This window comes from Actinomadura opuntiae, assembly GCF_030283205.1.
Taxonomy (GTDB): Bacteria; Actinomycetota; Actinomycetes; order Streptosporangiales; family Streptosporangiaceae; genus Spirillospora.
On record NZ_JASNWF010000017.1, the window covers coordinates 202,343 to 224,502 of the forward strand.

Sequence of the window (22,160 nt, forward strand, 5' to 3'; positions counted from 1 at the left end):
CAAGGATGACCAGTCGGCTCCTGACCGAGAGCCTCGGCTCCCCGGACTACGACGGGATCCGCGCCGCCCTCCGCCACGACACCTCCGCGGAGGTGCTCGCGGTCCGCGGGCTGTCGGTGCGGGCGGCCGTGGTCCCGCTGTTCCGCCGGGACGAGGCCGGCGCCCTCCGGCAGGCCGTCCGGATCGAGGCGGCGCCCGGCCTGACGCTGCGCCTCGGCGACGCCGAGGAGCGCACCGGCGACGACGGCCGGGCGACGCTGCTCGTCCCGGCCGTCGACACCACGCGCCGCCTCACGCTGGAGGTGCGGGACGACGCGGGCCTCGTCGGCGCCGCACCGCTCGACGTCACGCCGCAGCGCAAGTGGAGCGTCTTCGTCGTCCACCATTCGCACCTGGACATCGGCTACACCGACACCCAGGGCACCGTCCTGCGCCACCATCTGGACTACCTGGACGCCGCGCTGCGGTTGTCGCGGGAGACCGACGGCCGGCCCGACGACGCCCGTTTCCGCTGGTCGGTGGAGTCGTCGCTGCCCGCGCTGCGCTGGCTCGCCGCCCGTCCGGACGACATGGTCGCCGAGTTCGTCGAGCGCACGCGGGCCGGCAACATCGAGGTCACCGCGTTCCCGATGCAGCTGCACACCGAGGCGTGCTCCACCGATGAGCTGTACCGGCAGCTGCGGTTCGTGGAAGACCTGCGGAACCGGTACGGCATCGACGTCCGGTCCGCCATGCACACCGACATCCCCGGTGCGGTCGTCGGCGTCGTGGACGCGCTCAACGCGGCCGGCGTGCGCTACCTCGCCGCCGCGCACAACTGGGCCGGCCGCTCGGTGCCGTACGTCACCGGCGGCGACAGGCTCGGCCGCCCCTTCCGCTGGCGCGCCCCGAGCGGCCGCGAACTGATCGTCTGGTTCACCGACACCCCGCACGGCATGGCGTACATGGAGGGCAACACGGTCGGGCTCGTCGACGGCTACGACCTCGCCGAGGACCTGCTGCCGCGCTACCTGTCCTCCCTCGCCGACCGGCCCTACCCCTACGGGCCCGGCACCTTCGGCTGGTACGCCGCGCCCGGCCAGGTCGGTGCCGACAAGGCCCCCGACGTGCTGGACGCGGTGCACCTGCGGGTGCAGGGCGCGCACGCCGACAACGCCGGCCCGTCGATCATGCCGGCCGACATCGCGCGGCGTTGGAACGCGGCATGGGAGTACCCGCGGCTGCGGATGGCGACCAACGCCGACTTCTTCGAGCACGTCGAGGAGCACCACTACGAGCGGCTCCAGGTCCACGAGGGCGACTGGACCGACTGGTGGGCCGACGGCCTCGGCTCCGGCGCCCGCCCGCTCGGCCACGTCCGGCGCGCCCAGAACGTCCTGCGCACCGCCGAGACCCTGCACGCCCTCGCGGGCGCGCGGGCCGACGGCCTGGACGACGCCTACGACAAGGCGGCCCTGTTCGACGAGCACACCTGGGGCGCGGCCAACCCGTGGGAGGACGCCGAGGAGGGCAACGACTCCGGCGGCCTGCAGTGGACCCGCAAGTCCTCGGTCGGCTACCAGGCCCACGACGACGCCCTCGACCTGCTGCAGGCCGGGGCGCGGCGGCTCGGCGCCACGCTCGGGCCAGCGCCGGACGCGCTCGCCTCGTTCGCCGTCGTCAACCCCGGCACCGCGACCCGCACCGACGCCGTCCGCGCCTTCCTGCCGCGCGACGTGGTGCCCGTGGACGTGCCCGTGACGCTCCTGGACGCCCGCACCGGCGACCCGCTGCCGCACCACGAGGAGGAGGTCGACCCCGACGAGTGGCCGACCCGCCCGATCGGCCGCCACCTGGAGGTGGTCGTCCCGGACGTCCCCGGCATGGGACGCGTCCGGCTGGACGTCGTCCGCGGCGACGCCCCCGCGCCCGAACCGGTCGACCTGGGCCGCGACGGCGTGATCGAGAACGAGCACTACCGGGTCGCCTACGACCTCGCCGAGGGGCACATCAGCTCCATCTTCGACAAGTCGGCCGGACGCGAGCTGGTGAACGCCGACGCCGCCGCCGGCTTCGGGCAGTACGTCTACGACCGGTACGCCACCGCACCCCACTTCAACCACATGTCCGGGCACATGCTCGTCCACGACAAGACGCTCCTCGGCGACCGCGCGATCGGCAGGCACGCCGCCGTGGTCAGGTGCGAGCGCACCCCGGCCGGAGAACGCCTGGTCGTGGAGCTGACCGGCAAGGGCGTCGACTGGATCCGCACGACCCTCGACCTGCATGCCGGCGTGCCGCGCCTCGACCTGCGCTTCCAGCTCGGCAAACAGCCGACCGCCACCAAGGAGGCGGTGTTCCTCGCCTTCCCCTTCGCGACCGGCGGGCCGCCCGCGGCCTGGGAGCTGACCGGCGGCGTCGGCGGCACCGGCGTGCCGAGCGTGCCCGGCTCCGCCGAGCACATGCGGCCGATCCGGCACTGGGTCGCCTACGAGGAGCCCGAGCTGACCGTGGCGTGGGCGACGCTGGAGGCGCCGCTCGTCCAGTTCGGCTCGATCCACATGCCGTACGCGCCGTTCCCGCCGACCCTCGACGACGAGCCCGCCACGGTCTACTCCTGGGCGCTGAACAACATCTGGGACACCAACTTCCCGTCCCAGCAGCAGGGCGAGACCACCTTCCGGTACGCCGTCGCCTCCGCCGCCGGCGGGACGCCGGGACGGCGGCTCGGCGCGGCCGCCGCCGCCGGGCTGACCGACCCGTTCGTCGCGACGCTGATGACCGGGACCGGACGGGCCGCGCCGGTCGAGGCGTTCGCATCGGTCGACGACCCCGACGTGCAGGTCACCTCGATCGGGCGGGACGGCGCCGACCTCGTCGTCCGGCTCCGGTCGCTGTCGGCCGCGCCGGTGGAGACCGCGCTGGCCGTGCCCGGGATGCGCCGCGCCGTCGTCGACTCCGGCCTCGGCCGCGACGCCGCCGAGGCGCCCGTCCGCGACGGCGCCGCGACCGTCCGCCTGCCCGCCTGCGGGATCGCCGCCGTCACGGTGAAGGGGAACCGCTGAATGAAGATCACCGGCATCCGGGCCACGACCGTCGCGGTCCCGCTGGAGGCGCCGCTGCTGCACAGCAACGGCGCGCACTGGGGCCGCTTCGTCCGCACGATCGTCGAGGTCGAGGCGGACAACGGCCTGGTCGGGCTGGGCGAGATGGGCGGCGGCGGGCAGAGCGCCGAGGCCGCGTTCCGCGCGCTCGCGCCCTACCTGGAGGGGCACGACCCGTTCGAGCTGGAGGCGCTCCGCTTCAAGATCGCCAACCCGACGGCGAGCCTGTACAACAACCGCACCCAGATGCTCGCCGCCGTCGAGTTCGCCTGCCTGGACCTGATCGGCAAGCACCTCGGCGTGCCCGCGCACGACCTGCTCGGCGGACGCGTCCGCGACAGCGTCCCGTTCGCGTCCTACCTGTTCTACCGCTACCCCGGCGCGGACGGCCGGACGCCGGAGGTCCGCACCCCCGAGCAGCTCGTCGCGCACGCCCGCGACCTGAAGGAACGGCACGGCTTCACCGTCCACAAGCTCAAGGGCGGCGTCTTCCCGCCCGGCTACGAGCTGGAGTGCTACCAGGCGCTGGCCGCGGCGTTCCCCGGCGACCGGCTGCGCTACGACCCCAACGCCGTGCTGAGCCTGGACGAGGGCCTGCGGTTCGGGAAGGCCATCGAGGCGCTCAACAACGACTACCTCGAAGACCCCGTCTGGGGCCTGGAAGGGCTGCGGCTCGTCCGGGAACGGGTGAGCACGCCGCTGGCCACCAACACCGTCGTCGTGAACTTCGAGCAGCTCGCCACGAACGTGCTGCACCGCAGCGTGGACGTCGTGCTGCTCGACACCACGTTCTGGGGCGGCATCCGCCCGTGCGTGAAGGCGGCCGGGATCTGCGACACGTTCCAGATCGGGGTGTCGGTGCACTCGTCCGGGGAGCTCGGGATCCAGCTCGCCACGATGCTGCACCTCGGCGCCGTGCTGCCGAACCTCACCTACGCCGCCGACGCGCACTACCACCATCTCGCCGGCGACGTCATCGAGGGCGGCCCGTTGCGCTACGACGGCGGTCGCATCGCGGTGCCGTCCGGGCCGGGCCTCGGCGTCACGCTGGACCGCGACAAGGTCGCCGAGTACGCCGAGCTCTACCGCGAGGTCGGCGACTACCCCTACGACCGCGACCCGGGCCGTCCCGGCTGGTACCCGCTCGTCCCGAACCAGCGGTGGGCCGACCCGACCGCGGCGCTCGGTCCGATCTGACCGGCGGCGGCACATGCGGTGACCTGTCATAACCTTTCGGACATGATCCGCCCTGCCGTCCCCGACGACGTCCCCGAGATCCTCCGGCTCATCCGCGAGCTCGCCGAGTACGAGCGCGCCCTGCACGAGGTGAAGGCCAGCGAGGAGCAGCTGCGCGCCCGGCTCTTCGGCGACGACCCGCGCGTCCACGCGCTCATCGCCGAGCACGAGGGCCGCGTCGCGGGCTTCGCCGTGTGGTTCCTCACGTTCTCCACGTGGAACGGCACGCACGGCATCTACCTGGAGGACCTGTTCGTCGACCCGGACGTCCGCGGCCACGGCCACGGCAGGGCGCTGCTCACCGAGCTCACCCGCATCGCCGACGAGCGCGGCTACGAACGCGTCGAGTGGGCCGTCCTCAACTGGAACAAGCCCGCGATCGGCTTCTACGAGTCCCTGGGCGCCCGCCCGCAGGACGAGTGGACGACCTACCGCCTCACCGGCGACGCCCTGACCAAGGCCGCCCGCTCCTGACACAGGTCGAGGCCCGGCCCCCAGCGGGGCCGGGCCTCGGTGTGCGGGCGGGTCAGCCCTGCTTGGTCTCGGTGAAGATCTTCGAGATCTCGTCGATCTTGGCGAGCAGGTCGTCGGCGACCTTGGGGTCCATGCTGCCCTTGGTGCCGGAGGCGCCGGCGAGCTTGGTGGCCTCGTTGAACAGCTGGTGCAGCTGCGGGTACTTCTCGAAGTGCGGCGGCTTGAAGTAGTCGGTCCAGAGCACCCACAGGTGCTCCTTGACCAGCTGGGAGCGCTGCTCCTTGATCAGGATCGCGCGGGCCCGGAACTCCGGGTCCTCGTTGGCCGCGTACTTCTCGCAGATCGCCTTGACCGACTCGGCCTCGATCCTGGCCTGCGCCGGGTCGTAGACGCCACACGGCAGGTCGCAGTGCGCGGAGACCGTGGTCTTCGGGCGCAGAAGCTTGAACACCTGCGATTCCCTTCCTCGTTGCGGATCATGCTCAGGGCACCGACATTACCCTTGTGCCCCCGGGCCCGTCCGGCCAGGGCGCTCGGTAATTCGGCCTAGGACCGGGCCGCGGCGCGGCCCGGAACCCTTTCCCCGTGATGGTGACCCGTGGCCGCGGGACTATGCGGCCGAACGCGCGAAAGCGCCGTGCAGGAAGGCGAGGAGAGCGATGCGGATGCGCCACCCGGTGGCCTGGACGCTCGGCGGGGCGGTGCTGCTGGCGCTGGCCGGGACGCGCGGGCGGCTGCGGACGGTCGCGGTGACCGGCGACTCGATGCTGCCGGGGCTGGCGCCGGGGGACTGGCTGGTGGTGCTGGCCGGCGCCCGGCCGCGCCCCGGGGACGTCGTGGTCGCGCGGCACCCGGAGCGGGCGGACGTGCTGATCGTCAAGCGGGCGGCGCACCGCTCCGGGGACGGCTGGTGGCTGGAGAGCGACAACCAGCGCGCCCGCGGCCGCCGCGACAGCTGGGACTTCGGCGCCGTGCCGGACGGCCGGATCCTCGGCCGGGTCGTGGCGCGGTACTGGCCGTGGCGGCGGCTGTCCGTCCGCCCCGGGGCCGGTGGGCCCGCGGCCGGACGGTAGCGGCGCGGCCCGCGTCCCGTGGTGGGGACGCGGGCCGCGCGGCACGCCGCGGTGTCGTGGCGGCGGGGTCAGATGCGGCTGACGCCCTCGGCGCGGGCCTGCGCGGCAACCGCGGCGGTGACGGCGGGCGCGACCCGGTCGTCGAAGGGGTTGGGGATGACGTAGTCGGCGGTGAGGTCGTCGCCGACGATGTCGGCCAGCGCGTTCGCGGCGGCCAGCTTCATGCCCTCGGTGATGGAGTGCGCGCGCACGTCCAGTGCGCCGCGGAAGATGCCGGGGAAGGCGAGCACGTTGTTGATCTGGTTCGGGAAGTCGCTGCGGCCGGTCGCGACGACCTTGGCGTGCCGGCGCGCGACGTCCGGGTGCACCTCGGGGGTGGGGTTGGAGAGGGCGAACACGATCGCGCTGTCGGACATCGTCGCGACGCACGACTCGTGCACGGTGCTGCCGGACAGGCCGATGAACACGTCGGCGCCGCGCAGCGCTTCCTCGGTGGAGCCGGTCAGGTGCGACCGGTTGGTGATCGCGGCGATGCGCCGCTTGACGGGGTTGAGCCCGTCGCGGCCCTCGTGGATGAGGCCCTTGCTGTCCGACAGCGCGATGTCGCCGATGCCGGCCTCGATGAGGATCTGCGAGACGGCGATGCCGGACGCGCCGGCGCCGGCGACGACGGCGCGCAGCTCCGACAGCGGCTTGCCGACGAAGCGGGCGGCGTTCTTCAGCGCGGCGAGCGCGACGATGGCGGTGCCGTGCTGGTCGTCGTGGAAGACGGGGATGTCGAGGGCCTCGCGGAGCCGGTCCTCGATCTCGAAGCAGCGCGGGGCGCTGACGTCCTCGAGGTTGATGCCGCCGAAGCTCGGCGCCAGCCGGATCACGGTCTCGACGATCTCGTCGACGCCGGTGCAGTTCAGCGCGATCGGCACGGAGTCGACGTCGGCGAACTCCTTGAACAGCAGCGACTTGCCCTCCATGACGGGCATGGAGGCGGCCGGGCCGATGTCGCCGAGGCCGAGGACGGCGGTGCCGTCGGTGACCACGGCGACGACCCTGGAGGTCCAGGTGTACTCGTAGGCGAGCTCGGGGTTGTCGGCGATGGCGGTGCACACCCGGGCGACGCCGGGCGTGTAGGCGAGGGACAGATCGTCCTTGTTGCGGACCGGGATGGTCGACCGCATCTCCAGCTTGCCGCCGCGGTGCAGCGGGAAGGCCGGATCGTCGTCCAGTGAGAGCGGTTCGGTGGGAATGGGCTCGGCAGCCACAGCGACCCCTGTCTGAAAGTTGGCTTTCGGGCGATGCCGCCGCGGTGGTGTGGTCTGGTGGCCGTCACCTGGTGGACATCTCGCGACGTACGGGGGTCACCCGTTGTCCGATTGTGCCATACGGGGTGCCGCCGATCCCGGGGACGGGGCGGTGGCGACCGTCACTGATCGCCACGGGCGGTAGCGTGGTGATCGCGTACAGTGCCGGATCGCAGGGTGGCGGCGCGGGTGCCGGGCTGCCTCGTTGTCCGATTGTGTCGGACCCTTTATCCGCATTGGGTCCGGTGTGCGCCAAAATGTGCACCTGACCTCAGGGATCCGTGCGGATCCGACGCAACCACTGGAGGGGGACCTGTGATCACCGGTTCTCTGCGCCGCCATGCCCTCGCGGCGGGCGCGCTCGTGCTGACAGGCGCCCTCGCCCTGTCGGCCTGCGGCGACGACAACGACTCCGGCGGCGGGAGCACCGCGCCGAAGACCAGCGCGGACGCCAAGCTCGCCGCCCTGGTGCCGGCGAACATCAAGAGCGACGGCAAGATCATGGTGGGCTCGGACGCGTCCTACCCGCCCAACGAGTCGGTCGACCCGGCCACGCAGAAGATCCACGGCTGGGACGTGGACCTGTTCACCGCCGTCGCCGGCAAGCTCGGGCTGAAGGTCGAGTTCCAGAACGCGGGCTTCGACACGATCATCCCGGGCGTGCAGTCCGGCAAGTACGAGGTCGGCGTCTCCTCGTTCACCGACACCAAGGAGCGCGAGCAGGCCGTCGACTTCGTCACCTACTACTCGGCGGGCACCGCCTGGGCGACGCTCAAGGGCAACCCCAAGGGCGTGAACCCCGACGACGCGTGCGGCAAGAGCATCGGCGTCCAGCAGGGCACCGTGCAGGTCGACGACCTGAAGAAGCGCAGCAAGAAGTGCACCGACGCGGGCAAGCCGGCGATCAAGCCGGTCGTCCGCAAGCAGCAGACCGAGGTCAACAACGACCTGGTCGCCGGCAAGGTCGACGGCATGGCCGCCGACTCGCCGATCGTCGGCGACGCGCTGAAGAAGACCGGCAAGCTGCAGATCATCGGCCAGGTCTACGACACCGCGCCGTACGGCTACACCATCGGCAAGAACTCCGGCCAGCTGAAGGACGCCGTCCTCGGCGCGCTGAAGGCGCTCATCGCCGACGGCACCTACAAGAAGATCCTCACCGAGAACGGCGTGGAGAGCGGCGCCATCACCGATCCGGTGATCAACGGAGCGACGAGCTGATCGGATGGCGGTCGACAACGAGGTCGAGAAGGGGCGGCCCGAGGCGATCCGGGCCGTCCCGGTCCGGCACCCGGGCCGCTGGGTGGGCGCGGCGGTCATCGCGGTCCTGGTCGCGATGTTCGTCCACTTCCTGCTCACCAGCAAGTCCCTGGAGTGGTCGGAGCAGTGGAAGTACCTGTTCTCCGACGCGGTCCTGAAGGGCGTCCGCAACACCATCTGGCTGACGCTCGCGGCGATGCTCGGCGGCGTGGTGCTCGGCATCATCCTGGCCCTCATGCGGATGTCGTCCAACCCGCTGCTGAGCGGCGCGGCGTGGGTGTACCTGTGGTTCTTCCGCGGCACCCCGCTGTACACCCAGCTGCTGATCTGGGGCGCGGTCGGCAGCCTGTTCCCGACGCTGAGCGTCGGGATCCCGTTCGGGCCGGAGTTCCACACCTGGAAGACCCAGTCGCTGATCAACGTGGCGATCGCCGCGGCGCTGGGGCTGATCCTCAACGAGGCCGCCTACATGGCCGAGATCGTCCGGGCCGGGATCCTGTCGGTGGACGAGGGCCAGCAGGAGGCGGCGAGCGCGCTCGGCATGTCCCGCGCGCAGACGATGCGCCGGATCGTGCTGCCGCAGGCGATGCGGGTGATCGTCCCGCCGACCGGCAACGAGGCGATCTCGATGCTGAAGAACACCTCGCTGGTGGCGGCCGTCCCCTACTCGGAGCTGACGTTCACCGCGCAGACCATCTACGCCAGCACCTACAAGATCATCCCGATGCTGGTGATGGCGTGCCTGTGGTACCTGCTGATCTCCTCGGTGATGATGATCGGCCAGTACTACCTGGAGCGGCACTACAGCCGGGGGACGAGCCGGGGCGAGGCGTCCCGGCAGCGGCTCCGCTTCCGCGGCGGCGGTGGCGCGCAGTGAGGGGGCGCGCGGTGAAGGGGATGAGGACGTGACCGACCTGACGAAGGGGACCGCGGCCACCGGCGGCCCCATGGTCAAGGCCGAGCAGGTGCACAAGTCGTTCGGCCGGACCGAGGTGCTCAAGGGCATCGACCTGGAGGTCATGCCCGGCGAGGTGATGTGCGTCATCGGGCCGTCGGGCTCCGGCAAGTCGACGTTCCTGCGCTGCATCAACCACCTGGAGAAGATCAACGCCGGGCGGCTGTGGGTGAACGGGCACCTCGTCGGCTACCGGCAGGTCGGCGAGAAGCTGCACGAGCTGCGCGACCGGGAGGTCGCCGCGCAGCGCCGCGAGATCGGCATGGTGTTCCAGCGGTTCAACCTGTTCCCGCACATGACGGCGCTGGAGAACGTCATGGAGGCGCCCTGCCGGGTGAAGCGCCGCCCGAAGGGGGAGGCGCGGCAGCAGGCGCTCGCCCTGCTCGACCGGGTCGGGCTCGGCGACAAGGCGCAGAGCTACCCGGCGCAGCTGTCCGGCGGGCAGCAGCAGCGCGTCGCGATCGCGCGGGCGCTGGCCATGGAGCCGGCGCTGATGCTGTTCGACGAGCCGACCTCCGCGCTCGACCCGGAGCTGGTCGGCGAGGTGCTGGAGGTCATGAAGCAGCTCGCGGTGGACGGCATGACGATGGTCGTCGTCACCCACGAGATGGGCTTCGCCCGCGAGGTCGGCGACTCGCTCGTCTTCATGGACGGCGGCGTCATCGTCGAGAAGGGCGCGCCCCGCGACGTGCTGGCCAGCCCGCAGCATCCGCGCACGCAGGACTTCCTGTCCAAGGTGCTCTGACCCCGCTCCGCAGTTCACGGGCGCGTTCCGCCGGACGGCCCGCCCCCCGACGGGGGCGGGCCGTCCGGCGTTCCGGGCGGGCGGTTAGTGTGCGTCCATGTTCGCTGTCACGGCCACACAGATCGACGCAGACAATCCGCTGAACGGGCTGACGCTGGGTGAGCGGCCCGATCCCGAGGTGCCGGACGGCTGGACGACCGTCACGGTGAAGGCCGCCGCGCTCAACCACCACGACCTGTGGTCGCTGCGCGGCGTCGGGCTCCCCGCCGACCGGCTCCCGATGATCCTCGGCTGCGACGCCGCGGGCGTCGACGAGGACGGCAACGAGGTCATCGTGCACTCGGTGATCGGCGACCCGGACCGGGGCGGCGGCGACGAGACCCTCGACCCGAAGCGGTCGCTGCTGTCCGAGCAGTACCCGGGGACCCTCGCCGAGAAGGTCGCGGTGCCGCGCCGCAACCTCGTCCGCAAGCCGGCGGAGCTGTCGTTCGAGGAGGCCGCGTGCCTGCCGACGGCGTGGCTGACCGCCTACCGGATGCTGTTCGACAAGGCGGGCCTGCAGCCCGGCTCGACGGTGCTGGTGCAGGGCGCGGGCGGCGGCGTCGCGACCGCGGCGATCGCGCTGGCGTCGGCGGCCGGGTTCCGGGTGTTCGCGACCAGCCGCAGCGAGGGCAAGCGCAAGCGGGCGCTGGAGCTCGGCGCGGACGTCGCCGTCGAGTCCGGCGCGCGGCTGCCCGAGCGGGTCGACGCAGTCATCGAGACGGTCGGCGAGGCGACCTGGTCGCACTCGCTGAAGTCGCTGCGGCCCGGCGGCCGGATCGTGGTGTCGGGCGCCACCAGCGGCCAGGTGCCCCCGGCCGAGCTGAACCGGGTGTTCTTCCTGCAGCTCCAGGTCGTCGGCTCCACGATGGGCACCCGGGAGCAGCTGGAGCGGCTCGCGCGGTTCCTGGTGAAGACCGGCACCCGCCCGCTGATCGACCGGACGCTGCCGCTGAGCGAGGCCCGCGACGGCTTCGCCGCGATGGCGGAGGGCGACCTCTTCGGCAAGATCGTCTTCACCCCCTGACCGTCGAGGTGCGGCGAGTCGTTCTTATGGGACGGCTCGTAACAACGACTCGCCGCAGCGCCGGTCAGTCGCGGGCGTCGAGGTCGCGGTCGAGGATCTCGGTGCGCAGCCGGTCGCGGGTCTCCGCCAGCAGCGCCTCCACGGCGGCCAGGTCGTCGTCGTCGAGCCGGGAGCGCTTGGCGGCCTTGCGGACGTCCTCGACGAACCGGCGCAGCAGCCTCTCCAGCTTCAGGCGGGCGATGTCCTCGCGGCTGCCGGTCGCCGTCTTCCAGGCGTCCTCCCAGTTCTGCCGCCACTCCTCCTTCCACGCCTGCTTCTGCTCGCGCCAGAAGTCCTTCTGCCGCCGCCACTCGTCCTTCTGCCGGTCGGCGCTCTCCTTCCACGCGTCCTTGGACGTGGACCTGCCCTGGTCGCGCATCGTCCGCGCGGCCTGCGTCAGCTCCTCGCGCAGCGACCGGACGGTCTGCCGGACGTCCTGCTGGACGCCGCGGGCGAACTCCTGCGCGGAGGCGGTGATCTCCTCCTCCAGCTCGGCCAGCTCGTCCATCCGGCGCTCCAGCTCCTCGCGGCCCGCGTCGGTCAGCGAGTACACCTTCTTGCCCTTGAGCACCTCGTGGGTGACCAGGCCCTCGGCCTCCAGCCGGGCCAGCCGCGGGTAGATCGTCCCGGGGGAGGGCGAGTACACCCCGAGGAAGCGGTCCTGCAGGATCCGGATCACCTCGTAGCCGTGCCGGGGGCTCTCCTCCAGCAGCTTCAGCAGGTACAGCCGGAGCCGGCCGTGGCCGAAAACGGGGCTCAACTCACTTCTCCATTCGCGGGGTGCGGACCTGCGGGGCGTCGTCCTCGCGGCCGAGCAGGGTGATCGAGCCCGACACCGAGTTGACCGACAGCCGGCCCGACCCGTCGCCGATCTTGCCGGAGACGGTGGTGGCGACGGCCCGGTCGGCCCGGCCGAGCTCGGGGAAGGAGGTCTCGATCCGGCCGGCGGCGGCGTTCAGCGACACCCGGGCGCCGGCCGACTCGGGGACGCGCAGCGCGACCTCGCCGGAGACCGTGTTGACGTCGACGCGGCCGTCGCCGATCAGGTCGATGTCGGCGGCGATGCGGCCGCTGACAGTGCGGGCGGTGAGCCGCTCGACCGCGCCGCCCGCCAGCGCCAGGTCGCCGGAGACGGAGGTGAACGACACCGTGCCGTCCAGGCCCTGCGCCTCGATGGCGCCCGACACCGTGTTGGCGTCCACCGCGCCGGTCACCCCGTCGAGCGTGATGCCGCCGGACGCGCACTTGATCGAGGTGCGCGCGGTCAGCCCGGTGATCACCGCGTCGGCGGACACCAGGTTCACGGTGACCGGGCAGTCGTGCGGGACGGTCACCGTGATCGCGGCGCGGGCGTGCCGGGTGCGCAGCCAGCTCAGCACGCCCTCGAAGAGCCGCTCGTGGGTGATCGTCAGCATCCCGGCCTCATGCGAGATCACCAGCGGCGGCCCCTCGATCTCGCCGACCATCACCGACGGCCGCTCGTCGGAGGCGAGCACGGAGACGTTCCCGGCGATCAGTGTGGTGCGCAGCGCGACCACGCCGTCGAAGTCGAGGGTGGCCGGTTCGTCGATCGTCCAGCGCGACATCGCGTCATGCCCTTCGTGCGAGCGGTCCCTGTCCCTGACACGATATGTCGCGTCAAGGAAAAGTCAAGATGTATCGCGTCTCCGGGTTCGCCCGTTCGCCGCGGGCCGGCGGACGTCAGTCCTCGTCCTCGTCGTCCAGGCGGGCGAGCCAGGTCGCCAGGCGGTCGACGGGCGTCTCGAACTCGGGGTTCAGGTCGACGAACTCGCGGAGCCGCTCGGCCAGCCACGTCAGGCTGACCTCCTCGGCGCCCCGGCGCTCGGCGAGCTCCTCGATGCCCCGATCGGTGAAGTACATGCGGATATCCCTCTAACGCAGCCGCTCCGCGTCCCGCCGCCGTGGCGGCGGGACGCGGAGCGGCATGTGGCTGCCCTCTACGTCGGTGACGGCGTCAGAACAGCCTGGACAGCAGCGCCTCCTGCTCGGCCTGGTGCAGCTTGGCCGAGCCCACGGCGGGCGAGGACGACGCCGGGCGCGACACCCGCGACATCTTCAGCCCCTCGATGTGGTGCGGGAGCTTCAGCGCCATGAACGGCCAGGCGCCCATGTTCGCCGGCTCGTCCTGGACGAAGACCACCTCGACGCCGGCCGGGTACTTCGCCAGCTCCGCCTTGATCTCGTCGACCGGCGGCGGGTACAGCCGCTCGACCCGGACGACCGCCGTGTCGTTGGCGCCCGCCGCGTCGCGCGCCTTCGCCACGTCGTAGTAGATCTTGCCGGTGGTCAGCAGCACCCGCTTCACGCCCGCCGGGTCCACCGCCGGGTTGCTCTCCGGGATGACCGGCTGGAACGCGCCGGCGGTGATCTCGGCGACCGGCGACGTCGCCGCCTTCAGCCGCAGCAGCGACTTCGGCGTGAACACCACCAGCGGCTTGCCCCGGCCGGACAGCACCTGCCAGCGCAGCACGTGGAAGTAGTTCGCCGGCGTCGTCGGGTAGACGACCGTCATGTTGTCCTGCGCGCACAGCTGCAGGTACCGCTCGATCCGCGCGGACGAGTGGTCGGGCCCCTGGCCCTCGTAGCCGTGCGGCAGCAGCAGCACCAGGCTGGAGCGCTGGCCCCACTTCTGCTCGCCGGAGGAGATGTACTCGTCCACCACCGACTGGGCGCCGTTGGCGAAGTCGCCGAACTGCGCCTCCCACGCCACCAGCGCGTCCGGGCGCGTCATCGAGTAGCCGTACTCGAAGCCCATCGCCGCGTACTCGCTGAGCAGCGAGTCGTGCACGTAGAACTTCGACACCCCCTGCCCGAACTGCTTGAGCGGGGTGTGCTCCTCGCCGGTCTTGCGGTCCACCAGCACCGCGTGCCGCTGGCCGAACGTGCCGCGCCGGGTGTCCTGCCCGACGAGCCGCACCGGGTGGCCGTCCATCAGCAGCGAGCCCATCGCCAGCAGCTCGCCGGTCGCCCAGTCGATCGCGTCGTCCTCGATCATCTGCGCGCGGCGCTGCAGGATCGGCTGCAGCCGCGGGTGCGGGGTGAAGCCCTCCGGCAGGCTGACCTGCGTCTCGATGATCCGCTTGACGGTCTCCTGCGGGATCGCCGTGCCGGCCTTGCCGTGGTCGATCGGGATGCGCTCCTCGACGTCCGGCTTCACCACCGAACCCGGCTCCAGGGGCTTCTTCGCCGCCTCGCGGGTCTCGGTGAAGGCGCGCTCCAGCTGCTCCTGGTAGTCGCGCAGCGCCTGCTCGGCCTCCTCGACGGTGATGTCGCCGCGGCCGATCAGCGCCTCGGTGTACAGCTTGCGCACCGAGCGCTTGGCGTCGATCAGGTCGTACATCAGCGGCTGGGTGAACGAGGGGTTCTCGCCCTCGTTGTGGCCCCGGCGCCGGTAGCAGACCATGTCGATGACGACGTCCTTCTTGAACGTCTGCCGGTACTCGAACGCCAGCCGCGCCACCCGCGCGCACGCCTCCGGGTCGTCGCCGTTGACGTGGAAGATCGGCGCCTGGATCATCCGGGCCACGTCGGTGGCGTACACGCTGGAGCGCGAGTACTCCGGCGCGGTGGTGAACCCGACCTGGTTGTTGATGATCACGTGCACGGTGCCGCCGGTGCGGTAGCCGCGCAGCTGCGACAGGTTCAGCGTCTCGGCGACCACGCCCTGCCCGGCGAACGCGGCGTCGCCGTGGATCAGGATCGGCAGCACCGTGAACCCGGCCTCGCCGACGTCCAGGAGGTCCTGCTTGGCGCGGACGACGCCCTCCAGCACCGGGTCGACCGTCTCCAGGTGGGAGGGGTTCGCGACCAGCTCGGTGTGGATCTTCGAGCCGTCGTCGGCGACGAAGTCGCCGGACGCGCCCAGGTGGTACTTCACGTCGCCGGAGCCCTGCGCGCTGCGCGGGTCGAGGTTGCCCTCGAACTCGCCGAAGATCTGCCCGTAGGACTTGCCGACGATGTTGGCGAGCACGTTCAGCCGGCCGCGGTGCGCCATCCCCATGACGACCTCGTCCAGGCCGGCCTTGGCCGCCGCGGAGATCACCGAGTCCAGCAGCGGGATGACCGACTCGCCGCCCTCCAGCGAGAACCGCTTCTGCCCGACGAACTTGGTCTGCAGGAACGTCTCGAACGCCTCGGCGCTGTTCAGCCGGCGCAGGACGTGCAGCTGCTCCTCGCGGGACGGCTTTTCGTGCGGGACCTCGACGCGCTCCTGGATCCAGGCGCGCTCCTCGGGGTCCTGGATGTGCATGTACTCGATGCCGACCGTCCGGCAGTACGCCATCCGCAGCACGCCGAGGATGTCGCGCAGCTTCATGGTCGGCTCGCCGCCGAACCCGCCGGTCGCGAACTCGCGCTCCAGGTCCCACAGCGTGAGGCCGTGCTTGAGGATGTCGAGGTCGGGGTGGCGGCGCTGCTTGTACTCCAGCGGATCGGTGTCGGCCATCAGGTGGCCGCGGACCCGGTAGGCGTGGATCAGCTCGTGCACCCGGGCGATCTTGGCGACGTCGTCCTCGTGGCCGGCGGAGATGTCCTTGACCCAGCGCACCGGCTCGTACGGGATGCGCAGCGCCTCGAAGATCTCGTCGTAGAAGCGGTCCTCGCCGAGCAGCAGCTGGTGGATGCGGCGCAGGAAGTCGCCGGACTGGGCGCCCTGGATGATCCGGTGGTCGTAGGTGGAGGTCAGCGTCATCACCTTGCTGATCCCCATGCGGGCCAGGGTGTCCTCCGACGCGCCCGCGAACTCGGCCGGGTACTCCATCGCGCCGACGCCGATGATCGTGCCCTGGCCGGGCATCAGCCGCGGCACCGAGTGCACCGTTCCGATCGTGCCCGGGTTCGTCAGGCTGATCGTGGTGCCCTGGTAGTCCTCGATCGTCAGCTTGTTGCCGCGCGCCTTGCGGACGATCTCCTCGTAGGCGGCCCAGAACTGGCGGAAGTCCAGCGTCTCGGCGGCCTTGATGCTCGGCACCACCAGCTGCCGGGAGCCGTCCGGCTTCTGCAGGTCGATCGCCAACCCGAAGTTGACGTGCTCCGGCCGGACCAGCACCGGCTTGCCGTCGACCTCGGTGAACGCGGCGTTCATCTCCGGCATCGCCGCGAGCGCCTTGACGATCGCGTACCCGATCAGGTGCGTGAAGGAGACCTTCCCGCCGCGGCCGCGCTTGAGGTGGTTGTTGATGACGATGCGGTTGTCGATCAGCAGCTTGGCCGGGACGGCGCGCACGCTCGTCGCGGTCGGCACCGCCAGGCTGGCCTCCATGTTGGTGGCCGTCCGCGCGGCGACGCCGCGCAGCCGCACCTCCTCGGCGCCCGCCGGCACCGGCGGCGGCGCCGGCTTCTCGGCCTTCGGCTTCTCGGCCTTCGGCGCCGGCTTCCCGTCCGAGGGGGCCGGGGCCTTCGGCGGCGACACCGGGGCCTGGGGTGTCGGCGGAGCGGCCGCGGTGCCGTTGGCGGCCGCGCCGGCCGCCGCTTCGGTGCCCGTCCGGGGTGCGCCGGGGGACGCGGGGGTCACGGACGACGGCCGGGAGTCCGGCTGGTAGTCCGAGAAGAAGTTCCACCAGGCTTCGTCAACCGAGTTGGGGTCTTCGAGGTACTTCTGGTACAGCTCGTCGACCAGCCACTCGTTGGCACCGAAATCTGTGATCTTTGGGTCGGCACTAGTTTGCGACGACTCTGTCGACACGGCGGAGATCGCCCTCTTCCGCAGCTCGCAGGTGAGTTATGAGACCTATCAAGGCTACTCTGCCTATTGCAGTGCCCTTGGCGTCAGGCCCTGGAGGGCCTTCCTTCGGCGGGCACTGCTGCGATCGCTGCATCGCTCCGACTCGGCCCTGGGGGCCTCGCTACGCGATCAAGTTCTCGCTTCGCTCGAACTTGGCTTCGCTCGCGATCGCGGCGCTTGGGGTCACCTGTGGTCGAGGGTAGTGGCTGAGGCCTTATCTCCGTGGCCTGATGGCTGAGGAGCTTCAACCCGGGCCGGGGCTGAAGCTCTTCCTCAGGTTGCCGAGGGCAGTGCAGGACTGCTCAGTGGGTGTGCGGGGGGACCGTGGGGCCCTCGCTGGCCTGGACCAGGACGAAGCCCTGGCCCTGGTAGGCCAGCTGCATGGCCTCGCCGCTGCCGCGGCCGATGAGCGCGGCGGCCTTGAAGGTGCGGTTGACGCCGACCTGCAGGCTGGTGCTCCACGCCACGGCGGACTGGCCGTCGGCGAACGTCGGTGCGCGGCCGCAGTCGAGCATGACCGGGGTGCCGTGCGTGGTGAGCGCCACCCAGCCGGTGCCCTGGAGGGTAGTGTTGAACAGCCCGCCCGCGGCGATGCCGGCGCCCTGGACGCGCTGGATGTCGGACTGCAGGTGCGAGTCGTAGGCGAGGATGTTCGCGCCGTTGACGGTGAGGCCCTCGTTCTCCAGGTAGAACAGGTGGATGTCGGCGGCGTCGTGCGCGGCGAACAGCAGGCCCTGCCCGCGCACGCGCATCAGCGGGGCGCCCTCGCCGGTGACGGCCTTCTTGATGAACTTGCCGATGCCTCCGGCGCCCTCGTAGTCGAATTCCATCTGGCCCTGGAAGGCGACCATGGAACCCTGCCGGGCCAGGACGTCCCCGTTGAGGTGGACGCGGAGCATCTTGGAGTTCTGGAGGGCGAAGTGGCCGGGGAGCTGCTGCCCCTGGTCCATGTTTCCGAAGAACTGGCTGCGCATAGTCGGGGGTTCTGCCTCTCACATCGTGATCGTTCTGGAGATCCGCCAGCATAACGACGGTGCGTGACCGGTACGACGTGAAGTGAGCGGCGTTCGGTTCCCGGCCGTCAGCCCGGGCCCGCGGCATCGCGGCCGTGCGGGGCCGTCCAGTCGGTCAGCGGGCCCTTCGGGACGACGCCGGACGGGTTGATGTTGCGCTGCGTGACGTAGTAGTGCCGCTTGATGTGGTCGAAGTTCGTCGTATCGCCGAACGCGGGCACCGAGTAAAGGTCGCGCGCGTACGCCCACAGGTTCGGGTAGTCGACGAGGCGGCGCAGGTTGCACTTGAAGTGCGAGTAGTAGACGGCGTCGAAGCGGGCGAGCGTCGGGTAGAGGCGGACGTCGGCCTCGGTGATGCGGTCGCCGAACAGGTAGCGGCTGCCGGCGAGCCTCTCCTCCAGTTGGCCGAAGGTGGCGAAGAGCGCGTCGAAGGCGTCCTCGTAGGGGTCCTGCGCGGTGGCGAACCCGGCCTTGTAGACGCCGTTGTTCACGGTGTTGTAGACGAGGTCGTTCAGCTCGTCGATCTCGGGCCGCAGCGCCTCGGGGTACAGGTCGGGCGCGCCGGGGCGGTGGAACGCGGTGAACTCGGTCTCCAGCATCGTGGTGATGTTGGGGAAGTCGTTGGTGACCAGGCGTCCGGTCGCGGTGTCCCAGATGCACGGGACGGTGTAGCGGCCCTCGAAGGACGGGTCGCTCGCCAGGTACAGCTCCGACAGGAACTCGGCGCCGGTCACCGGGTCGCGGTCGGGGAACCGCCAGCCGCGCTCGTCGCGGATCGGGTCGACGACGGCGACGGGCAGTGCCTCTTCGAGGCCCAGCAGCCGCCGGACGATCAGCGAGCGGTGCGCCCACGGGCAGGCGTAGGAGACGAACAGCCGGTAGCGGCCGGGCTCGGCGGGGTATCCGCTGGAGCCGTCGGCGGTGATCCGGTCGGTGAAGCGGTTCGGCTGCCGGACGAAGCGGCCCCGCTCGACTTCCTGTGCGGTCATGTCCGGTTCCTTCCCAAGGTCGGTGGTGCGGCGTGGCCTTCGGGGGAGGGGCGCCCGCGACCCGGGGAGGAGGCCGGCCGCCGGGACCCTGGCACTTCGGCCACCGGCAAGTCGTTCTCTCGGGGGATCCTGGGTTCCGGTCCCCGCGCATACGATATCCGTCGTGGCCCGGGCGAAACGGGCTCCCACGATCGCATGGCACGCAGCAGGGCCGGAGGCAGAGGCGGCCCGGAACGGACGAGGTGGCGGGGGACCATGCTCGAGACTTTCAACACCCTGGTGGACGGGTTGCCGCCGGGACTGGTCTACGGCCTGATCGCCGCGCTGGTGTTCGCCGAGGCCGCGCTGTTCGTCGGCTTCGTCTTCCCGGGCGAGACGGCGGTGGTGGTCGGCGGCGTGCTGGCCAGCCAGGGCACGCTCTCGCTGCCGCTGCTGCTGGTCATCTCGATCGCCGCGGCCGTCGCCGGGGACTCGGTCGGCTACGAGATCGGCAAGAAGTACGGCCCGCGGCTGCTGGACATCAGGGCGATCAGCAAGCACCGGGCGAAGGTCGAGAGCGCGCAGGACCTGATCCGGCGGCGGGGCGCCGTGGCGGTGTTCATCGGCCGGTTCACCGCGCTGCTGCGCGCGCTGATGCCGGCGCTGGCCGGCAGCTCCCGGCTCCCGTATCCGAAGTTCCTGCTGTTCAACTTCCTCGGCGGCGTCACCTGGGTGGTCACGTTCACGCTCGGCGGCTACTTCGCCGGGGAGGCGTTCGACCGGGCCGCGCAGTGGGCCGGGCGCGGGCTGGCGATCGGGCTCGCGGTGGTCGCGGTCGTCGCGATCGTGGTGTGGAGCGTCCGCCGGCACCGCCGGGAGGCGCAGGACGAGGCCGAGGCGGAGGACGCCGGGGCGGAGCCGCGCGTGGAGCAGATCCTGCCCTAGCGGTCACCGGCCGCCCGGTACCGGAGGCTCCATCCGGCCGGTGACCGGCGGCAGGTCGAGGTAGGTGCGGATGCCGGGCTCGGCGGCGCACAGCACGGGGATCGTGTTGAGCGCGTGCGCCGCCGCGGCGGAGACCTCGTCGGACACCCACTCGTCGTCGGTGGTGAAGGTGATGGACGGGCGGCCGTGCACCCGCACGGAGTGGCCCGGGTCGCCCCAGTCGGGCAGCCGCGCGGCGTCCGCCTTGTGGATCACCTCGACGCTGATCACCGGCCGGCCGCCGGCCAGCCCGCTGAACGTCCAGCGGGCCGCGGCGACGGTGCCGCGCGGGATCCGGCCGGCGGTGACCTCCAGGTCGGTGCCGGCGAGCCGGTGGTCCACGTCGACGTCGATCTCGTCCAGGTCCACGCCGAGGCCCGCCGCGACCAGGTGCAGGCTCTCGGTGTACAGCGAGCGCATCGCGGTGCGGGCGGGACGCAGCGAGCGCAGGAACGCGTCCTCGTCCTTGCCGAAGCCGAGCATGTGGTGGACCATCCGCCAGGACGGGTGGCGGGCGAAGTCCGAGCACTCGCGGGAGTAGACGTGGGTGATGCGGCGGGTCAGCCGCGACAGCACCAGCGGCATCACGTCCGCCATGAACCCGGTGTTGAAGCCGGTCCCGTGCACCGACGAGCCGCCCCGCTTGCAGGCCTGCTCCAGCTCGTTGACCAGGGACGGGCCGTGCGCCTGCGGGTAGACCAGGCCGTTCATGCAGATCACGTTCTTGCCCGACGCCAGCAGCGCGCAGACGGTGTCGAGGTCGCCGAGCGGGTCGCCGGCCCGTCCGGGCGCGTAGACGACGCAGTCGGCGTCCAGGCCGAGGACGGCGTCGAGGTCGCGGGTGGCGGTGACGCCGGTGGGCGGGCGGCCGGCCAGCAGCCCGGCGTCGGCGCCGTCCTTGGCCGGGGTGTGCACCCAGACGCCGGCGAGCTCCAGGCCGGGCCGGTCGAGCACGCCGCGGATCACCGCGCGGCCGAGGGTGCCGGTCGCCCACTGCACGACGCGGTACGGGCGGGGACCGGTGCTGGACGCGTCGGCAGGGCTCATCGAGACGGGACCTCCGATGTCGAGGCGGCACCTGTGCGGACCGGGCCGGGTTGCGCGGGTGGATGTGGACACTACGCCGTACGTTCCGGGAAATGCGGCATTTGCCGCAAGTTTTCGCAGAAGTCCCAGGGCCCCCGGTGCTTGCTCCCGTCCCGCCCCGGGGAGGCAACCGAGGGGGCCGCGGCCGAGCGCGATTCGGTTTAGTGGTACCACTGGGTAACCCCCGGATGATTACCTGGGGGCGTAGTCGGTGCGATGTGAGGAGACAGAGATGTCGGAACTGCGCTACGACGGCCGTGTCGCGGTCGTGACCGGGGCGGGCCACGGCCTCGGCCGCCAGCACGCGCTGGAGCTCGCCGCGCGCGGTGCGAAGGTCGTCGTCAACGACCTCGGCGGCGACCGGTCCGGTGTCGGCGCCTCCGCCGGTCCCGCCCAGGAGGTCGTGGACGAGATCAAGAAGAACGGCGGCGAGGCCGTCGCCAACCCCGACAACGTCGCCACCCCCGAGGGCGCGCAGGCGATCGTGCAGAGCGCGCTGGACGCGTTCGGCAAGCTCGACATCGTCGTCAACAACGCGGGCATCCTGCGCGACCGGTCGTTCAAGAACATGAGCGTGGAGGAGTTCGACGCGGTCATCGCCGTGCACCTGCGCGGCTCGTTCCTGGTCTCCAGCGCCGCCTGGCCGCACCTGCGCGACAACGCCTACGGCCGCATCGTCAACACCTCGTCGCCCGCGGGCCTGTTCGGCAACTTCGGCCAGGCCAACTACGCCACCGCGAAGATGGGCCTGGTCGGGTTCACCAAGACCCTCGCGCAGGAGGGCGCCAAGTACAACATCAAGGCCAACGCGATCGCCCCGGTCGCCTGGACCCGGATGACCGAGGACCTGCTGCCCGCCGACTTCGCCGACAAGCTCGGCGTCGACCAGGTCACCCCGCTCGTCGCCTACCTGGTGCACGAGTCCAACGAGGACACCGGCGAGGTCTACACCGTCGGCGGCGGCCGGATCGCGAAGATCTTCGTGGCGGAGGGCCCCGGCTACGGGCAGAAGGAGACCCTCACCGTCGAGGCCGTCCGGGACAACTGGGCCGCGATCAATGCCAACGAGCCGCTCGCGGTGTTCAAGAACCCGATGGAGCAGATGGGCCCGCTCATCCAGCAGCTGACCTCCTGAGC

The 22,160-nt window shown here is 71.4% G+C and carries 19 protein-coding genes; 10 read left to right on the forward strand and 9 right to left on the reverse strand.

Features of this window, described 5'->3' with window-relative positions:
- Positions 1–5 precede the first annotated feature (5 nt).
- The 3 genes from QP089_RS33350 to QP089_RS33360 are packed head-to-tail and all read left to right on the forward strand — an operon-like array spanning position 6 to position 4,793.
- Positions 6–3,044, forward strand: a complete 3,039-nt coding sequence (locus QP089_RS33350) for a glycoside hydrolase family 38 N-terminal domain-containing protein (protein WP_285917085.1) — start codon at positions 6–8, stop codon at positions 3,042–3,044.
- A complete protein-coding gene (locus QP089_RS33355) occupies positions 3,045–4,280 on the forward strand; it encodes an enolase C-terminal domain-like protein (RefSeq protein WP_285917087.1) in 1,236 nt (411 codons plus the stop codon).
- A gap of 42 nt (positions 4,281–4,322) precedes the next feature.
- Complete coding sequence (locus QP089_RS33360; RefSeq protein ID WP_285917089.1) at positions 4,323–4,793, forward strand: GNAT family N-acetyltransferase; 471 nt, start codon at positions 4,323–4,325, stop codon at positions 4,791–4,793.
- A gap of 52 nt (positions 4,794–4,845) precedes the next feature.
- Here QP089_RS33360 and sodN read toward each other — a convergent pair whose 3' ends face one another.
- A complete protein-coding gene (gene sodN, locus QP089_RS33365) occupies positions 4,846–5,244 on the reverse strand; it encodes a superoxide dismutase, Ni (RefSeq protein WP_285917090.1) in 399 nt (132 codons plus the stop codon).
- Positions 5,245–5,452: 208 nt separating this feature from the next.
- Here sodN and sodX point away from each other — a divergent pair, with 208 nt between their 5' ends.
- Positions 5,453–5,866 carry a nickel-type superoxide dismutase maturation protease gene (sodX, locus tag QP089_RS33370; protein ID WP_285917092.1) on the forward strand — a complete coding sequence of 138 codons (414 nt, stop codon included), beginning with the start codon at positions 5,453–5,455 and terminating at the stop codon, positions 5,864–5,866.
- A gap of 68 nt (positions 5,867–5,934) precedes the next feature.
- On the opposite strand, the gene QP089_RS33375 is transcribed toward sodX, so the two are convergent.
- Positions 5,935–7,125 carry an NAD(P)-dependent malic enzyme gene (locus QP089_RS33375; RefSeq protein WP_285917094.1) on the reverse strand — a complete coding sequence of 397 codons (1,191 nt, stop codon included), beginning with the start codon at positions 7,123–7,125 and terminating at the stop codon, positions 5,935–5,937.
- 354 nt (positions 7,126–7,479) lie between these two features.
- On the opposite strand from QP089_RS33375, the gene QP089_RS33380 reads away from it, so the two are divergent.
- The 4 genes from QP089_RS33380 to QP089_RS33395 all read left to right on the forward strand — a co-directional run bounded on the left by QP089_RS33380 (position 7,480) and on the right by QP089_RS33395 (position 11,190).
- Complete coding sequence (locus QP089_RS33380; protein ID WP_285917095.1) at positions 7,480–8,385, forward strand: ABC transporter substrate-binding protein; 906 nt, start codon at positions 7,480–7,482, stop codon at positions 8,383–8,385.
- Positions 8,386–8,389: 4 nt separating this feature from the next.
- Positions 8,390–9,301, forward strand: a complete 912-nt coding sequence (locus tag QP089_RS33385; protein ID WP_285917097.1) for an amino acid ABC transporter permease — start codon at positions 8,390–8,392, stop codon at positions 9,299–9,301.
- A gap of 70 nt (positions 9,302–9,371) precedes the next feature.
- Positions 9,372–10,124, forward strand: coding sequence for an amino acid ABC transporter ATP-binding protein (locus QP089_RS33390; protein ID WP_285917202.1), 753 nt, complete (start codon positions 9,372–9,374; stop codon positions 10,122–10,124).
- A 97-nt stretch (positions 10,125–10,221) separates the two neighbouring features.
- Entirely contained in the window at positions 10,222–11,190 is a 969-nt protein-coding gene (locus tag QP089_RS33395) for a zinc-binding dehydrogenase (RefSeq protein ID WP_285917098.1), read from the forward strand.
- Between the two features lie 64 nt (positions 11,191–11,254).
- Here QP089_RS33395 and QP089_RS33400 read toward each other — a convergent pair whose 3' ends face one another.
- From QP089_RS33400 to QP089_RS33425, 6 genes are all read right to left on the reverse strand, one after another.
- On the reverse strand, positions 11,255–11,989 hold the full coding sequence (locus QP089_RS33400; RefSeq protein ID WP_285917099.1) for a PadR family transcriptional regulator: 735 nt from the start codon (positions 11,987–11,989) through the stop codon (positions 11,255–11,257).
- Between the two features lies 1 nt (position 11,990).
- Entirely contained in the window at positions 11,991–12,815 is an 825-nt protein-coding gene (locus tag QP089_RS33405; RefSeq protein ID WP_285917100.1) for a DUF4097 family beta strand repeat-containing protein, read from the reverse strand.
- Between the two features lie 115 nt (positions 12,816–12,930).
- Complete coding sequence (locus tag QP089_RS33410; protein ID WP_285917101.1) at positions 12,931–13,110, reverse strand: DUF6104 family protein; 180 nt, start codon at positions 13,108–13,110, stop codon at positions 12,931–12,933.
- Positions 13,111–13,204: 94 nt separating this feature from the next.
- Positions 13,205–16,933 carry a multifunctional oxoglutarate decarboxylase/oxoglutarate dehydrogenase thiamine pyrophosphate-binding subunit/dihydrolipoyllysine-residue succinyltransferase subunit gene (locus QP089_RS33415; protein WP_285917102.1) on the reverse strand — a complete coding sequence of 1,243 codons (3,729 nt, stop codon included), beginning with the start codon at positions 16,931–16,933 and terminating at the stop codon, positions 13,205–13,207.
- A 341-nt stretch (positions 16,934–17,274) separates the two neighbouring features.
- Positions 17,275–17,946, reverse strand: a complete 672-nt coding sequence (locus QP089_RS33420; RefSeq protein ID WP_285917104.1) for an AIM24 family protein — start codon at positions 17,944–17,946, stop codon at positions 17,275–17,277.
- A gap of 107 nt (positions 17,947–18,053) precedes the next feature.
- The gene (locus QP089_RS33425) at positions 18,054–18,974 is read right to left on the reverse strand and encodes a glutathione S-transferase family protein (RefSeq protein WP_285917106.1); all 921 of its coding nucleotides are present in this window, start codon (positions 18,972–18,974) and stop codon (positions 18,054–18,056) included.
- 255 nt (positions 18,975–19,229) lie between these two features.
- Here QP089_RS33425 and QP089_RS33430 point away from each other — a divergent pair, with 255 nt between their 5' ends.
- A complete protein-coding gene (locus tag QP089_RS33430) occupies positions 19,230–19,898 on the forward strand; it encodes a DedA family protein (RefSeq protein WP_285917107.1) in 669 nt (222 codons plus the stop codon).
- Between the two features lie 3 nt (positions 19,899–19,901).
- Here the strand turns inward: QP089_RS33430 and QP089_RS33435 are convergent, their stop codons facing one another.
- Entirely contained in the window at positions 19,902–20,984 is a 1,083-nt protein-coding gene (locus QP089_RS33435; RefSeq protein ID WP_285917109.1) for an NAD(P)H-dependent amine dehydrogenase family protein, read from the reverse strand.
- 271 nt (positions 20,985–21,255) lie between these two features.
- Between QP089_RS33435 and QP089_RS33440 the strand changes: the two genes are divergently transcribed.
- Positions 21,256–22,158 (forward strand): SDR family oxidoreductase, encoded by a 903-nt coding sequence (locus QP089_RS33440; protein ID WP_285917111.1) that lies wholly within the window; start codon positions 21,256–21,258, stop codon positions 22,156–22,158.
- The last annotated feature ends 2 nt before the right edge of the window (positions 22,159–22,160 follow it).

Coding starts and splice junctions, on each gene's coding strand:
- QP089_RS33425 (WP_285917106.1), bottom strand. CDS start 18,974: ATGACCGCACAGGAAGTCGAGCGGGGCCGCTTCGTCCGGCAGCCGAAC.
- QP089_RS33385 (WP_285917097.1), top strand. CDS start 8,390: ATGGCGGTCGACAACGAGGTCGAGAAGGGGCGGCCCGAGGCGATCCGG.
- QP089_RS33350 (WP_285917085.1), top strand. CDS start 6: ATGACCAGTCGGCTCCTGACCGAGAGCCTCGGCTCCCCGGACTACGAC.
- QP089_RS33405 (WP_285917100.1), bottom strand. CDS start 12,815: ATGTCGCGCTGGACGATCGACGAACCGGCCACCCTCGACTTCGACGGC.
- QP089_RS33410 (WP_285917101.1), bottom strand. CDS start 13,110: ATGTACTTCACCGATCGGGGCATCGAGGAGCTCGCCGAGCGCCGGGGC.
- QP089_RS33355 (WP_285917087.1), top strand. CDS start 3,045: ATGAAGATCACCGGCATCCGGGCCACGACCGTCGCGGTCCCGCTGGAG.
- sodX (WP_285917092.1), top strand. CDS start 5,453: ATGCGGATGCGCCACCCGGTGGCCTGGACGCTCGGCGGGGCGGTGCTG.
- QP089_RS33390 (WP_285917202.1), top strand. CDS start 9,372: ATGGTCAAGGCCGAGCAGGTGCACAAGTCGTTCGGCCGGACCGAGGTG.
- QP089_RS33395 (WP_285917098.1), top strand. CDS start 10,222: ATGTTCGCTGTCACGGCCACACAGATCGACGCAGACAATCCGCTGAAC.
- QP089_RS33420 (WP_285917104.1), bottom strand. CDS start 17,946: ATGCGCAGCCAGTTCTTCGGAAACATGGACCAGGGGCAGCAGCTCCCC.
- QP089_RS33440 (WP_285917111.1), top strand. CDS start 21,256: ATGTCGGAACTGCGCTACGACGGCCGTGTCGCGGTCGTGACCGGGGCG.
- QP089_RS33435 (WP_285917109.1), bottom strand. CDS start 20,984: ATGAGCCCTGCCGACGCGTCCAGCACCGGTCCCCGCCCGTACCGCGTC.
- QP089_RS33430 (WP_285917107.1), top strand. CDS start 19,230: ATGCTCGAGACTTTCAACACCCTGGTGGACGGGTTGCCGCCGGGACTG.
- QP089_RS33360 (WP_285917089.1), top strand. CDS start 4,323: ATGATCCGCCCTGCCGTCCCCGACGACGTCCCCGAGATCCTCCGGCTC.